The sequence below is a fragment of the Lacunisphaera limnophila genome (genome assembly GCF_001746835.1).
Classification (GTDB): Bacteria; Verrucomicrobiota; Verrucomicrobiia; order Opitutales; family Opitutaceae; genus Lacunisphaera; species Lacunisphaera limnophila.
Map to the genome: position 1 here is coordinate 3,384,787 of NZ_CP016094.1, position 13,666 is coordinate 3,398,452.

11 protein-coding genes are annotated in these 13,666 nt (G+C 65.0%); 6 read left to right on the forward strand and 5 right to left on the reverse strand.

From position 1 onward, the window contains the following. Positions 1-24 precede the first annotated feature (24 nt). The 4 genes from Verru16B_RS14150 to Verru16B_RS14165 form a co-directional block, all read right to left on the reverse strand. A complete protein-coding gene (locus Verru16B_RS14150) occupies positions 25-552 on the reverse strand; it encodes a DEAD/DEAH box helicase family protein (RefSeq protein WP_069962887.1) in 528 nt (175 codons plus the stop codon). A gap of 180 nt (positions 553-732) precedes the next feature. Then, positions 733-1,683 carry a class II fructose-bisphosphate aldolase gene (locus Verru16B_RS14155; RefSeq protein WP_069962888.1) on the reverse strand — a complete coding sequence of 317 codons (951 nt, stop codon included), beginning with the start codon at positions 1,681-1,683 and terminating at the stop codon, positions 733-735. A gap of 293 nt (positions 1,684-1,976) precedes the next feature. Further along, a complete protein-coding gene (locus Verru16B_RS14160) occupies positions 1,977-4,802 on the reverse strand; it encodes a type IA DNA topoisomerase (RefSeq protein WP_069962889.1) in 2,826 nt (941 codons plus the stop codon). A gap of 248 nt (positions 4,803-5,050) precedes the next feature. Continuing rightward, positions 5,051-6,133, reverse strand: coding sequence for a pyridoxal-phosphate-dependent aminotransferase family protein (locus Verru16B_RS14165; RefSeq protein ID WP_069962890.1), 1,083 nt, complete (start codon positions 6,131-6,133; stop codon positions 5,051-5,053). A 94-nt stretch (positions 6,134-6,227) separates the two neighbouring features. Between Verru16B_RS14165 and lpxK the strand changes: the two genes are divergently transcribed. The 3 genes from lpxK (at position 6,228) to Verru16B_RS14180 (ending at position 9,683) form a co-directional block, all read left to right on the forward strand. Beyond that, on the forward strand, positions 6,228-7,421 hold the full coding sequence (gene lpxK, locus Verru16B_RS14170) for a tetraacyldisaccharide 4'-kinase (protein WP_069962891.1): 1,194 nt from the start codon (positions 6,228-6,230) through the stop codon (positions 7,419-7,421). 71 nt (positions 7,422-7,492) lie between these two features. Beyond that, a complete protein-coding gene (locus Verru16B_RS14175) occupies positions 7,493-8,611 on the forward strand; it encodes an aminopeptidase (RefSeq protein WP_069962892.1) in 1,119 nt (372 codons plus the stop codon). Positions 8,612-8,690: 79 nt separating this feature from the next. Continuing rightward, complete coding sequence (locus Verru16B_RS14180) at positions 8,691-9,683, forward strand: adenosine deaminase family protein (protein WP_099093284.1); 993 nt, start codon at positions 8,691-8,693, stop codon at positions 9,681-9,683. Positions 9,684-9,701: 18 nt separating this feature from the next. Here Verru16B_RS14180 and Verru16B_RS14185 read toward each other — a convergent pair whose 3' ends face one another. After that, positions 9,702-10,964 carry an amidase gene (locus Verru16B_RS14185; RefSeq protein ID WP_237023424.1) on the reverse strand — a complete coding sequence of 421 codons (1,263 nt, stop codon included), beginning with the start codon at positions 10,962-10,964 and terminating at the stop codon, positions 9,702-9,704. Positions 10,965-11,010: 46 nt separating this feature from the next. On the opposite strand from Verru16B_RS14185, the gene Verru16B_RS14190 reads away from it, so the two are divergent. From Verru16B_RS14190 to Verru16B_RS14200, 3 genes are all read left to right on the forward strand, one after another. Then, positions 11,011-11,784 carry an ABC transporter ATP-binding protein gene (locus Verru16B_RS14190; RefSeq protein ID WP_069962894.1) on the forward strand — a complete coding sequence of 258 codons (774 nt, stop codon included), beginning with the start codon at positions 11,011-11,013 and terminating at the stop codon, positions 11,782-11,784. Beyond that, entirely contained in the window at positions 11,781-12,575 is a 795-nt protein-coding gene (locus Verru16B_RS14195) for an ABC transporter permease (protein ID WP_069962895.1), read from the forward strand. Before Verru16B_RS14190 ends, Verru16B_RS14195 begins: the two co-directional genes overlap by 4 nt. Before the next feature lie 91 nt (positions 12,576-12,666). Continuing rightward, the gene (locus tag Verru16B_RS14200; RefSeq protein ID WP_069962896.1) at positions 12,667-13,653 is read left to right on the forward strand and encodes an ABC transporter substrate-binding protein; all 987 of its coding nucleotides are present in this window, start codon (positions 12,667-12,669) and stop codon (positions 13,651-13,653) included. Positions 13,654-13,666: the final 13 nt, after the last annotated feature.

Genomic DNA, 13,666 nt, shown 5'->3' on the forward strand with positions numbered 1-13,666 from the left:
CGGCAGGCTAGGCAGAAGAGGCGTTCAGCCGAGCTTGAAATGGGTGCGGATCGTTGCCGCTGCCGTGGCCGGATCCAAGACCCCGGTGTCGAGCGTCAGATCGGTCCGGGGGATGGTGGGGGTGGCGAAGGTCCCGCGGTCGCGGAGTTCGCGATACAAGATCAAGTCGGTCAGTTTGCGGAATCCCTGGCGCTGCGGGGTGTCCAGTCGCATCTCGAGGATCGCTTCATCGAGCGTGAGCGCGACAGAGTGCAGGGTGGTGTCGGGCAGATCAGTGAACAGCCAGTCGATGAAGCCCTGAGGAACCGTATTCTCGGGATTGAAAGTGAAAATGAGCCGGCGGGCCGGCTCGCGGGCGGCCGCGGTGAAATACGCCCGCCAGGCTGCGTCGCGCTCCGCGATGAACCCGGAGGTGCCGAAGGCGTGGCGTTGGAGCACCGCGTCGACGACGAGGTGGTTGTGGTAGAGCTCGAAGCCGGTGAGCGTGGCGAGTTCGCGGCCCACGGTGTATTTACCGGTGGCGGGCGCGCCGTAAAGGAAGACCAGGATCACGGGGCCAAGCCAAAAGGAAATCACGGAACCGCGGAAGGGCGAAAACGCGGAGGCGCGGCGGGTGGGGGTAAATATGGGGTGCCGCAGGGCACAGGTATTTTCGGCGGCCTATTGACTCTATAGGGCCCATAAAAAACGCCGCCCGTTGCGGGGCGGCGTTCGAAGTGGGGGACGGTCGGCTTACTTGCCGAGGCTGGCGCGGAGGTCGGCCAGCTGGCCGGCGCTGCCGAGCAGCTTGTTGCGGCTGGCGATGAACTTCGCGTATTCGGCGATGAAGATCTTGCCCGGGGGACGGAAGTCGAACTCGGAAGGCTTGTCGCGGAAGAACTCGCGGTGCACGCGGGTCCAGACAAGGCGGCCGTCGGTGTCGATGTTGATCTTGGTGACGCCGAGCTTGGCGGCGGGGAGGTACTCGTTGACGTCGACGCCCATGGAGCCGGCGATCGTGCCGCCGGCGGCGTTGATGCGGGCGACCTCGTCCTGCGGAACGGAGGACGAGCCGTGCATGACCAGCGGGTAGCCGGGCATGAGGTGCTTGATCTTCTCGAGCACGTCGAAGTGGAGGGACTGCTTGCCCTTGAACTTGAAGGCGCCGTGGGAGGTGCCGATGGCGCAAGCGAGGGAGTCGCAACCGGTGCGCTTGACGAATTCCTGGGCCTCGGCCGGGTTGGTGAGGGTGGCGTGGCCGTCCTCGACCTTGATGTCCTCCTCGACGCCGCCGAGCATGCCGAGTTCGGCCTCGACGGAGATGCCCTTGGCGTGGGCGCGGTCGACGACGCGCTTGGAGATCTCGACGTTCTTGTCGAACGGATCGTGGGAGGCGTCGATCATCACGGAGCTGAAGAAGCCGGAATCGATGCACTCGTAGCAGGTCTGCTCGTCACCGTGGTCGAGGTGGACCGCGAAGATGGCCTCCGGGAAGATGTCGCCAGCGGAGCGGATGATGGCCTCGAGCATGCGCTTGTCGGTGTAGGCGCGCGCACCCTTGGAAATCTGGATGATGAACGGCGCCTGGGACTCGATGGCGCCGCGGAACAGGCCCATGGCCTGCTCGGCGTTGTTGATATTGTACGCACCGACGGCATATTTGCCGTAAGCGTGTTTGAAGAGTTGGGCGGTCGTGACGATCATGGCGTAAAAAGTAGACGTCGGACGGTCAGATGCCACAAGCCAATTCCCCGGCCTATTCGTGTCAAAAATGGTGCACGGGTTGTCCTGGCCCCGAGGGGTAGGGCTAATGGTGGGCGGGGCGGGGATAAGACGCGGGCGGGGTCGGACGGTCTAATGTAGGGCGGGGTTCGGCGACCCCGCCCTACAATTTCAGCCTCAGCGCGGCGGGAATTGTGCCTCTCACCGCCCGGAGGGCACCCGGTTCGAGGCATCCCTCCGGGATTCGCCGCTGCGCGGCTCACCTTATTTCCTCCTCACCGAGGAGGAAATTCGAAGTCGGCCTTGTCCTGTTTCTGGGACAGGACGAGGTAGGCGCTGAACTTGTTGCCGCGCTTGGAGACGAAGCCCTCGATCAGGTCGCTGCGACCGTCGGTGAGGAGCTTCTGCACTTGTTCGGCCGGCAGTTCGACCTCGCAGAGCTTCTTGGAGAGCTTGAAAACCTGGCGGTTGTCCTGGTCCGGCTTGCGGACGTAGAAGGAGTCGCCGAGTTCGACCAGCTGGCCGCCGGGGTGGGTCTTGCTCTCGCCGATGACCGTGGCCTTGGCCAGGTCGGCCTTGGCCTTCGCCTTGCGGACGATCGGGTTGCCGTCCTTGTCGAGCTTCGCGGCGCGGGGCGGGAATTCCCAGGAGAACTTGCCACCCTCCTTTTTGAGAAACGCGCTGAAGGGCCGGCCCTTCTTGGAGATGAAATTCTCGATCAGGTCCGTCTTGCCCTCACCGACGAGCTTGATGACCTGCTCGGCCAAAATGGGCTTCTGGCACATGATGCGGCCGATCCGGAAGGTCTGTTCCCAGGTGCCGTCGGTCTTCTTCTCGCGGAGGATGTAGCTGCTGCCGCTCTCGCAGAGTTCGGCGCCGGTCTTGGCGTCGGTCCACAGCGGGGTGAGCGTAGCGATGTCGACCTTGTCGCCGAAATCGAACTCGGTCTTCCACTTCTTGGTGGTGACGTCCTGCTTGGTGGCCTTGTCCTTCTTGGTCTCCTCGACGACGGCCAGCTTGAGCACGGCGGAGAAGCGGTTGCGGGTCTTGTTGGAAATGAAGCCGTCGAGCGGGCCGACCGTGCGGGTCTCGACCAGCTGCTTGACCTCGGGTTCCTCCATGCGGCGGCCGCCGACGATCTTGTAGACCATGAGCTCGCCGTCCTGCGACTTGTAGCCGCGGAGGGTTTCCTTCATTGGCTTGTTGTCCGTGGGGGAGATGATGTCGGTGGTGCGGGCGACGGAGTCGTCCTCCTCGAAGCCCTTCACGCGCTCGACGATGCCCTTCGTCTCCTTGACGATCTCGGCCATGAACGTCTCGCGGGAATACTTGCCGTGCTCCATCTCGCGCAGGTGGTACTCCCACTCGCCGGTCATGGTCGGGCTGGTGAGGTTGTCGACCTTGACGGCGGAAAGGAACTGGAAGAGCTGCTCGGCCTTGGTCGTGGGGATGAGCTCGCGTTGGGCGCGGTCGATGTACTTCTGGTTGATCAGGCCCTCGATGGTGTCAGCGCGCGTGGCGGGCGTGCCCAAGCCGCGTTCCTTCATGGCCTCGGCCATGGCCTCGTCGTCCACGAGCTTGCCGGCGCCTTCCATGGCGGAAAGGAGGGTGGATTCCGAGTAGCGCGGCGGCGGCTTGGTGGTCTCGGTGTGCAGCGTGGCGGCGAGGGTCGCGGCCTTCGCCTTGTCCTCGGCGGAGAGGGCGGGCAGGGCCTTGGAATCGGGGGAGTCGTCGTCGACGGCATTCTTGCCGTACACGGCGAGCCAGCCGGGGGCGGTGAGCACCTTGCCCTCGGTCTTGAACGCGTGACCGGCAACCGTGCTGGTGCGCGTGGTGATGTCGAACTCGGCGACCGGGTGGAAGGTGGCGACGAAGCGTCGCGCAATCATGTCGAACAGCTTCGCCTCGGCCTCGTCGAGATTCTTGGCCTCGTGCTGGGTCGGGATGATGGCGAAGTGGTCCGAGACCTGGGCGTTGTTGAAGATGCGCTTGTTGGGCTGCACCCAACCGGACTCGAGCACGCGGGCGGCGTGGACCTTGAGCTCGCCGTGCAGGTTGGCCAGAGTCTGGCGGACGAGCGGGATGTAATCCTCCGGCAGCGCGCGCGAGTCGGTGCGGGGGTAGGTGATCATCTTGTGGCGCTCGTAGAGTGCCTGGGCGATCTGGAGCGTGCGCTTGGCCGGGAAACCGAAGCGGCTGTTGGCCTCGCGCTGGAGCGTGGTCAGGTCGTAGAGGCGGGGCGGGGCGGAGGTGCTGCCCTTCTTCTCCTCGGTGACGCTCGCGACCGGCTGGCCCGTGCAAACGGCCAGGATCGCCTCGGCCTTGGCCTGCTGCCAGATGCGGTCGATGCGGTCATGCTCGTCGTCGGACTTCCGGAAATCCGGGCGCTGGTACACGCCCTCATACTCGCCCTTGGCGATGCCAAAACGGGCCGTGATGCGCCAGAAGCCGCGGGGGATGAAGTTCCGGATCTCCAACTCGCGGTTGTAGACGATGGCGAGGGTGGGGGTCTGCACGCGGCCGACGGAGGCGACGTTGCCGGCGCGGGAGCCGAACATGCGCTTGGTCAGGGCGCGGGTGCCGTTGATGCCGATCAGCCAGTCGCTCTCGCTGCGGCAGCGGGCGGCGTCGGCCAGGCCCTGCATCTGCTCGGCGGAACGCAGGCTCTTGAAGGCCTCGTTGATGCCCTCATTGGTCATCGACGACATCCACAGCCGTTGGAACGGCTTTTTGCACTTCGTGAGCTGGTAGATATAAGTGAAGATCAGCTCGCCCTCGCGCCCGGCGTCGCAGGCGTTGATGACGGAGGTGACATCCTTGCGGGCCAGCAGCTTCTTGAGCTGGGCGAAGCGCTCCTTGCCCTCGGGCAGGGGCTGGAGTTCGAACTCGTCGGGGATGATCGGGAGTGTCTCGAGGCGCCAGAAGCCGTATTTCTTCTTGTCGATGTCCTCCGGCATCTGGAGCCCCACCAGATGGCCGACCGCCGACGAGATCACATACTCGTCACTCTCGTAATGGTCGCCTTTCTTGGGGATTTTGCCGAGCGCGCGCGCCAGATCGGCGGCGACGGAGGGCTTCTCGGCAATGATGAGACACTTCATGAGGGGGACGAGCCGTTAGCCGCCGTGCCGGGAATTTCAAGCTATACTTTTTTTCGCAGACGGAGCGGGGTCGGATTTTCCGGCGCCTGGATGCAGGTGATTTCGGCGCTGGTCCGGCCACCGCGGCGAGGCCGCCGCGGTCCCATTTTGGCGGGGAACCTGGAGCGCGGGAGATCGTTCCTCGCAACAAAAAGGCGCACCGGGAGAGGTGCGCCGGAGGCGGGAAGGAGAGATCCAGCCCTGCCGTATTACTTCACGCCGAGGTCGGCAAGGACGGCGTCGAGTGCCTTCAGCAGGTCGGCCATGGTGGCGTCGGTTTCGTCACCCATGTTGGAGATGCGGAAGGTCTGACCCTTCAGTTTGCCGTAGCCGCCGTCGATCACGAAGCCGTGTTTGGACTTCAGCGCCTTGTTGAGGGCGGCGAGGTCAACGTTGAGCGTGTTCGCGAAGCAGTTGAGGGAGACGGAGCCGTGGCCCTCCTTCGGGAAGAGCTTGAAGCCCTTGGCGAGCGCCCAGGTGCGGACCGTCTGGTTGAGACGGGCGTGGCGGGCATAGCGGGCCTCGAGGCCCTCGGCTGCGATGTCCTCGAGCTTGGACTTCAGGGCATAGATCAGCGGGATGACCGGCGTGCTCGGGGTCATGCCTGCCTCGTGGTTCTTCTGGAACTCGAGCAGGTCGAAGTAGTAGCCGCGGGTCTTGCAGAGGGCGGCCCGCTCGAGGGCGCGCTTCGAGGGCGAGAGCAGGGACAGGCCGGGGGGCAGGGCGAGGGCCTTCTGCGAGCCGGTGATGATGACATCGATGCCGAGCTCGTCCTTCTTGATCGGCACGGCGCTGAAGGAGCTGACGGTGTCCACGATGCTAATGACGCCCGGGAACTCGCGCAGCACGGCGGCGAGGGCGGGGAGGTCGCTCATGCAACCGCAGGAGGTCTCGTTGTGGATGATGGTGACGACATCGTATTCGCCCGTGGAGAGAGCCTTGCGCAGGGCTTCCGGATCAACGGGCTGGCCCCAGTCGGACTTGAGGGCGCCGGCGGCGAGGCCGCAGCGTTGGGCGACATCGAGCCACTTGTCGGAGAAGGCGCCGTTCATGCAGCACAGGACCTTCTTCTGGGTGAGGTTGCGGATGGAGCCCTCCATCACGCCCCAGGCGCTACTGGTGGACAGGTAGACCGGGTCCGCGGTGTAGAGCAGGCCTTGGAGGCCCGGCTGGATGGATTGGTAGAGCGCGACAAAGTCGGTGCTGCGATGGCCGATCATGGGTTGCGCCATCGCGCGCAGCGTTTTCTCGGAGACGGCGATCGGGCCGGGGATGAAGAGTTTGTAGCTCATGGGATTGGGTGAAGCCGGTGTTGCATGTAACAAGACCAGCAGCTAGCACTGACTCACTACCGCCCCTTCCCAAGCGTCAAAGCCAATTTTGCTCATGCCCAACCGCTGGTTCCGTCATAAGGCCGATGAATTCGAACAATTCGCCATAGACGTGATCATGGGCCGGCGGGAGGACATGCCGGCGGTGCTGTTCGGGGCCTTCCTGCAGGTGTGCTCGTACCTGTTCAGCGGGATTGTGCAGTTGCGGCTGTGGCTGTACCGGAACCGCATCTTTCGCGACCAGCCGCTGGGCTGCCTGGTGGTCGTGGTCGGCAACCTGACGGTGGGCGGCACAGGCAAGACGCCCGTGGTGGAGAAGTTCGCCCGGGCGCTGCGCGACCGTGGCCGCAAGGTCGCCATTCTCAGCCGCGGTTACAAGAGCAAGGCCCCGCCTTTGTGGAAAAAATGGTGGTTCTGGCTGAATCACACGGCCGACGCCCCGCCCCGTGTGGTGAGCGACGGCCGCACGGTCCTGCTCGACTCCGAGGTGGCGGGCGACGAGCCCTACATGCTGGCGCGGAACCTGCCGGGCGTGGTGGTGCTGGTGGACAAGGACCGCGTGAAGGCGGGGGCCTACGCGATCAAGGAATTTGGCTGCGACACCCTGGTGCTCGACGACGGCTTCCAGTACCTCCCGCTCAAGGGCCGGCTCAACCTGCTGCTGGTCGACAAGACCAACCCCTTCGGCAATGGCTTCCTGCTGCCGCGCGGCATCCTGCGCGAGCCGATCAAGCACCTGAAGCGCGCCTCGTATGTGTTCCTGACGAAGTCCAAGGGTGAGCGCGACGAGGAGCTGGAGGCGATGATCCGCCGGTTTAACCCCGAGGCCGAGATCATCGAGTGCGCGCACAAGCCGCAGTACCTCCAGCGTATCGGCAGCGACGAACGCATCCCGCTCGCCTCACTGGCCGGCAAGCACATCGGCGCCTTCAGCGGCATCGCCGCGCCGGAGAGTTTCGAGGCCTTCCTGCGCGAGACGGGGGCCAAGCTGGATTACACCCGGCGGTTTCTCGACCACCACCGGTTCTCGGACGAGGAGCTGGAGACGGTCTTCGAGGAGGCCCTCGCCGCCCGGGTGGAGATGCTGATCACGACCGAGAAGGACGCGGTGCGGCTCGACGCCACGCAGAAGATCCCGCTGCCCTGTTACTACCTCAGGCTGGAGATCGATATCCTGCGCGGCGCTGCCGACTTCGACGAGGCCGTCGGCAAGATCTGTTTCCCGCTGGGGCAGCCGGTGGCGGGTTAAGCAGGCTTTGCATGGCGGGGTCCGGCCGCTTTGGGATTGAATGCCGGCAGGACGGCAGGGAATGTCGGGGCATGAGTGATTCCCGTTACAACCAACTCGCGGAGGTGCTGACCGGTTTCTCCTGCGACCTGAAGAAAGGCGAGCGGGTGCTGATCGACGCCTTTGACGTCCCCGAGGGCTTTGTCATCGCCCTGGTCCGCGCCACCCGCGCCCTCGGCGCGATCCCCTACGTGAACCTGCAGAATGCCCGCATCACCCGCGAGCTGCTGCAGGGCGCCAGCACCGACCAATACCGGCTGACGGCCGACATCGAATTGGCGCGCATGCAGAAGATGGACGCCTACATCGCCGCCCGCGGCTCGCATAACATCTTCGAGACCTCCGACGTGCCGGCGGCGCGGGTGCAGCTCGTGGCCAAGCTCATGAAACCGGTGCTCGATTACCGGGTGAACAAGACCAAATGGGTCGTGCTCCGCTGGCCCTCGAGCGCCATGGCGCAGCAGGCCGGCATGAGCACCGAGGCCTTCGAGGACTTCTATTTCAAGGTCTGCACCTTCGACTACCGCCGCTACGGCCCAGGCATGGCCGCGCTCGAGGACCTGATGAACCGAACCGACCGCGTGCACCTCAAGGGGCCCGGTACGGATCTGAAGTTCTCGATCAAGGGCATCGGCGCCGAGGCCTGCGGCGGCCTGCGCAACATTCCGGATGGCGAGGTGTTCTCCTGCCCGGTCAAGGACAGCGTCGAGGGCGTGATCCAATATAACGCCCCGACCGTCTACCTCGGCACGGCCTTCGACAACATCCGGCTCGTCTTCAAGCAGGGCAAAATCGTGGAGGCCACGGCCAACAATACAAAACGGCTCAACGAGATCCTCGATACGGACGCGGGGGCGCGCTACATCGGCGAGTTCGCGATCGGCTTCAACCCGCACATCACCGAACCGATGCGCGACATCCTGTTCGACGAGAAGATCGCCGGCTCCTTCCACTTCACGCCCGGCAAGGCCTACGAGCGCGCCGGCAACGGCAACGAGTCGGTCGTCCACTGGGACATGGTCAACATCCAGCGCCCGGAATACGGCGGCGGCGAAATCTGGTTCGACGGCAAACTTATCCGCAAGGACGGCCTGTTTGTCCTGCCGGCCCTTAAAAAGCTTAACCCCGACCAGTTGCTGAAGAAGGGGTAAACCACTCATCCGCCACCATCCGGCGCTCAGGCCTAGCTGACCCAATCCGTGGGGCCTGAGTGCAGATTGGTGTGTAATCATGCCGATGGACTCCCTTAGTTTCGCCCAGTCTCTACCGAAGACCGAGACGCACCTCCACCTGGAGGGGGCGCTGCCGCTGGAGCTGCTGCGCCGCGTGCGGCCGGAGTTTGCGCAGCCGCCGATTTCGTGGGCTCATAATTTCAAGTTCCGCGACTTCGCCCATTTCGACCGCGAGCTGCTGGACATGGCGTTTTCCTGGTTCACGTCGCCCGCCCGTTATCATGAGGCGGCGCAGGTGATCTTCGCGCGGCTCGCCGCGGCGAACGTGAAATACGTCGAGACGAGTTTCGCCTCGGGGGCGCTGGAGTTTCTCGGGCTCAACGGTCGTGAGGTGCTGGCGGCGATCCGCACGGCGGTGCCGGCCGGCCTGGAGGTGCGGGTGTTTCTCGGGATTCATCACAATGGGGCGGGGCCGCGGATGATGCCCATCCTCGAGGAAGCGCTGACCTGGCCGGACCTGGCCGGGGTAGACCTGCACGGATTTGAAGATGCGCCGGTGGAGCCCTGGACGGCGCCTTATTGGGCGGCGGCCCGGGCCGCGGGCAAATACACCAAGGCGCATGCGGGCGAGTTCATGGGGGCCGATTTTGTGCGGAAGATCCTGGATGAGTTGCAGCCTCATCGCATCGAGCACGGTACCCGGGCTATCGAGAGCCCGGCGGTGGTGCAGGAACTGATCCGGCGCGGGATCGCCTTGGATATGTGCCCGATCAGCAACCACAAGCTGATGCCCGGCATCAGCCTGGTGAACCATCCCATCCGGCGGCTGTTCGACGCGGGGGTGAAGGTGACGATCAGCACCGACGACCCCATCACTTTCGGCAACCGGATCAATGACGAGTACGTCGTCCTGGCCGATCGCAGCGGGTTCACCCGCCGGGAACTCGTGCAGATCGCCCGGAATGGATTTGAAGTCGCGTTGATGCCGGCGGAGCAGAAGCAACCGTGGCTTGACCAGCTGGATGGGATAGCGGACGCGTTGGGTCAGTGAACGGAGACCCCGCCCACATCAAGACCGACCCAGAAGCCACGGCACGACCGGGCTGTCCGCGGAGGGCAGAATGATCTGCAGTCCAGCGGTCAGCCCCGAGGGCAAGGCCACGGGGAGCGAGAGCACGGGCAGTCCCGCGAGGCTGGCGGGGGAACAGAGCGTGAGGATGTTGCGCCTCAGTTCCAAGGTGGCCTCGGCCTTGGTCGGCGCGGCGCAGGAGACGCTTGGCAGCACGAGATAATCGTAGGTGCGGAAGAAATCACGGAGGACGGAGATGATCTCGCGCCGGCGTTCGTGGGCGCGGGCGATGTCCGCCGCCGGGAAACTCCCCGCATCGGTGAAGCGCCGCCAGATGATCGGGTCGTAACGCTCGCGGTGGGGGACCAGCCAGTCGCGATGCACGGTGTGGGCCTCGCTCATGCCGATGGTGATGTAGGCCTCGACGGCGTGATGCCACGACAGGACCAACGAGGCTTCCGCCACCGGATCAGCCCGGGCGGTGAGACTCGCGGCCGCGTAGTCGCAGGCCGTGGCGACGGTGGGGTCCATGCCGGGCAGCAGCTTGCGGGCGTTGAGGTAGCATCCGCGGGGTTCGGACGCCAAGGGCCGGCCCGTACCCGGCACCAAGGCCCGCCATGCCGTCAGCATGTCCGGGGCGTTGGCCGTGAACCAACCCGCCGTATCCATGGTCGGGGCGAGCGGAAAGGCATCGCGAATAAAAGCATCCCCGGGACTCAGCCGGAAGCCATGCAGCCCGCACCAGGCCGCGGGTACGCGGACGGAGCCGCCGGTGTCGGTGCCGATGGAAAGTGGCGCGACCCCCGCGGCCACCAGCGCCGCGGAGCCGCTGCTGGAGCCGCCGGACAAACATTGGGGATGGAAGGGATGCGGGCAGTCGCCGTAGTGTGGATTTTCACCCGTGAGGCCGGAGGCGAATTCCACGAGGTGGGACTTGCCCGCGCAACCCGCGCCCAGTTCGCCGAGTCGCTGGGCGAGTTGGCAGTCGTGTGAGGGCAGGGGGCGAAGCTGGTCCAGGAAAGTCGAACCGGCGCGGGTCGGCACGCCCGTCAGGTCGAAGAGGTCCTTGAGGAAGTAGGGCATGCCGGCGAGGGGACGGTCAGCGGCCGGGGCTACCGTGGCCAATTGCTCAACCAGTTCCCCCTCCGGTCGCAGCCACGCCACCGCCGCGCGGCGCAATGGGTCCGGCAGCGCGGCCACGCGGGCCTGCAACTCGCGGGCGGCCCCGACGGCGCCGAGGGCCTGCCAGCCGGCGAATGGCAAAGCGGCTGGCGTTTTGGGCGCGATTGTGTCCATTCGGGTGGACTACATGGAGCCTGCCGCGGCCATCGTCAAATTTACCTCGCTGAAAAAGCGCTACGGCAGCGGCCCGCTCGTGCTGGACGGCGTGGACCTGACCGTGGCCGCCGGGGATTTTGTCAGCCTGATCGGGCCCAGCGGCTGCGGCAAATCCACCGTGCTCAAGCTGGTGTCGGGCCTGAATCCGGCGAGCGAAGGCGGGTTGGAGGTGCTGGGTACCAAGCCGCGGCTGGCCCGTGACCGCCAGGCCTTTATCTTTCAGGACGCCACGCTGCTGCCCTGGCTGACCGCCCAGGGCAACGCCGAGCTGCCCTTACGGTTGCGCGGGGTGTCATCGGCGGACCGCCGCACCAAAGCCGCCGCGATGCTCGCGCGGGTGGGACTCGAACCCAACGCCGGATACTACCCGCGTCAGCTTTCCGGCGGCATGAAGATGCGCGTTTCCATCGCCCGGGCGCTCACACTCTCGCCTGAACTGCTTTTGCTGGATGAACCGTTCGGCGCCCTCGACGAGATGACGCGCAACCGGCTCAACGAGCAGTTGCTCGCCTTGCGGGAGCAGGCGCGCTTCACGGCGATGTTCGTGACTCATTCCGTGAGCGAGGCGGTTTTCCTCTCGAATCGCATCATTGTGATGGCGGCGAACCCCGGGCGGCTGCACGCGGAGGTGAAGGTTGATTTTGCGTATCCGCGCCGACCTGAAATGCGGGAGCGGCCGGAATTCCAAGCCAAGGTGAACGAGGTGTCACGCTTGCTACACGAGGTGGAGGACCCACTCGGATGAAAAAGCTGCCGCCGCTCCTGCTTTGGCTCCTGCCCGTCGTCAGCGGCGCGACCTTCGTCGCGCTCTGGTATGCGGTGCGGCATTTCAGCGGCCTGCAGAGCTGGATCCTGCCGACGCCGGGCGAGATTCTCGCGGCGGCGTGGCACGAGCGGACGAGACTCTGGCAGGCGGCGGGCAGCACGGCGGTCGGCGCGCTCGCGGGGTTCCTGCTGGCGGGATTGTCGAGTTTCGCGCTGGCGTTGTTCCTGGGGGTGTCGCGATCTCTGCGGGCCAGCCTTTATCCCTGGCTGCTGATGTTGCAGATGACGCCGGTGATCGTGCTGACCCCGATCATCGTGCTGTGGGCCGGCCCGGGGCTGCCGGGGATCATCACCATCACGTGGCTCATCAGCTTTTTTCCGGTGGTGGCGAACACGACGCAGGGGCTGATTTCAGCCGATCAGAACCACGTGGCGCTCTTCCGCATGGCCAACGCTTCCCGCTGGCAGGAACTGCTCTTCCTGCGTCTGCCCGGGGCGATGCCTTACTACCTGACCGGCCTGCGCATCGCGGCCACGCTGGCGCCCATCGGGGCGATCTTTGGCGAATACATGGTCGGCAATTCCTCCGGTGGGGCGGGGGGGCTCGGGTTTCTCGTGTATAGTTACGGTGCCCAGATCAAGATACCGGCCTTGTTCGCCACGGCGTTGACGAGCTGTGCGCTCGGGTTCGTGTTCGTGGCCGCCATCTCGCTGTTGAACTGGACGATGCTGCACAAATGGCATGACTCCTTCGACCGCGACGACCACTGAGATCGGAATCAAACCACCAAGGCACGAAGGTGCAGAGTCGGGGAATTTTATTTTGTGTCTTGGGGTCTCTGTGGTTCTGTCCTGTTCCGCTATGCCACGCTTCATTCCCCTCTCGGTATCCCTGTTGGCCGTTCTCACGCTGACCGGCTGCGGCCAGAAGGCGGCGGAACCGGCGGCTACGACCGGGCCGGTCAAAATCAAATTTCAGACCGACTGGTTCCCGCAGCCGGAGCACGGCGGTTATTACCAAGCGCTGGCCAAGGGCTATTATGCCGCCGAGGGGCTGGACGTGGAAATTCTGCCGGGCGGCCCCAATGCCCAGGTGAAGGAGCAGGTGGCCATGGGGAAGGCGCAACTCGGCATGACCAACGGCGACGACGTCATCGTGGCCGCGGCCCGCGGCCTCCCGATCAAGATCGTGGCCGCCGAGATGCAGCGCGACCCCCAAGGTATCCTCTTTCACGAGGAAAACCCGCTGCGCAGCCTGCAGGATCTGCAGGGCCGCACGCTGATGGCGGGTTCTGTTTCGACTTGGCTGGAAGTGGTGCGCAAGAAACTCGGGGTGCAATTCAACCAGATGCCGCTGGTGGGCGACCTGGCCCGGTTCATGAACGACAAGACGCTGCTCCGGCAGTGTTTCGTGACCAATGAGCCTTTCTTCGCCCGGCAGCGCGGCGCGAATGTTGGCGCCCTGCTCATCGCTAGCGACACCTACGAGCCCTACCGGGTGATGTTCGCCAGCAACGATTACCTCGCGAAGCATCCCGAGGTCGTGGCCAAGTTCGTGCGCGCGAGCATCCGGGGCTGGGTGGACTACCTGACCGGCGACCCCGCACCCGCCAACGCGCTGATCGCCGCGAAGAACGACATCATGTCGCCCGAGTTCATGGCCTACAGCATCAAGGCCATGAATGACTACAAGCTGGTGGCCGGGGATCCCGCGAAGGGCGAATACGCCGGCCAGATCACCACCGTCCGGCTGCAGAAGCAGATCGCCCTGCTGCAAGAGGTTGGCGTGCTGGACAAGCCCGTGAAGCCCGAGGACGTGGCCGCTATGGAGTTCGTGCCCAAGCAGTGACAAGCTCTGGCGT

Bases quoted from the DNA above. Each gene is read 5' to 3' on its own strand.
- Verru16B_RS14155 (WP_069962888.1), bottom strand. From the start codon at position 1,683: ATGATCGTCACGACCGCCCAACTCTTCAAACACGCTTACGGCAAATAT.
- Verru16B_RS14160 (WP_069962889.1), bottom strand. From the start codon at position 4,802: ATGAAGTGTCTCATCATTGCCGAGAAGCCCTCCGTCGCCGCCGATCTG.
- Verru16B_RS14165 (WP_069962890.1), bottom strand. From the start codon at position 6,133: ATGAGCTACAAACTCTTCATCCCCGGCCCGATCGCCGTCTCCGAGAAA.
- lpxK (WP_069962891.1), top strand. From the start codon at position 6,228: ATGCCCAACCGCTGGTTCCGTCATAAGGCCGATGAATTCGAACAATTC.
- Verru16B_RS14175 (WP_069962892.1), top strand. From the start codon at position 7,493: ATGAGTGATTCCCGTTACAACCAACTCGCGGAGGTGCTGACCGGTTTC.
- Verru16B_RS14180 (WP_099093284.1), top strand. From the start codon at position 8,691: ATGCCGATGGACTCCCTTAGTTTCGCCCAGTCTCTACCGAAGACCGAG.
- Verru16B_RS14190 (WP_069962894.1), top strand. From the start codon at position 11,011: ATGGAGCCTGCCGCGGCCATCGTCAAATTTACCTCGCTGAAAAAGCGC.
- Verru16B_RS14195 (WP_069962895.1), top strand. From the start codon at position 11,781: ATGAAAAAGCTGCCGCCGCTCCTGCTTTGGCTCCTGCCCGTCGTCAGC.
- Verru16B_RS14200 (WP_069962896.1), top strand. From the start codon at position 12,667: ATGCCACGCTTCATTCCCCTCTCGGTATCCCTGTTGGCCGTTCTCACG.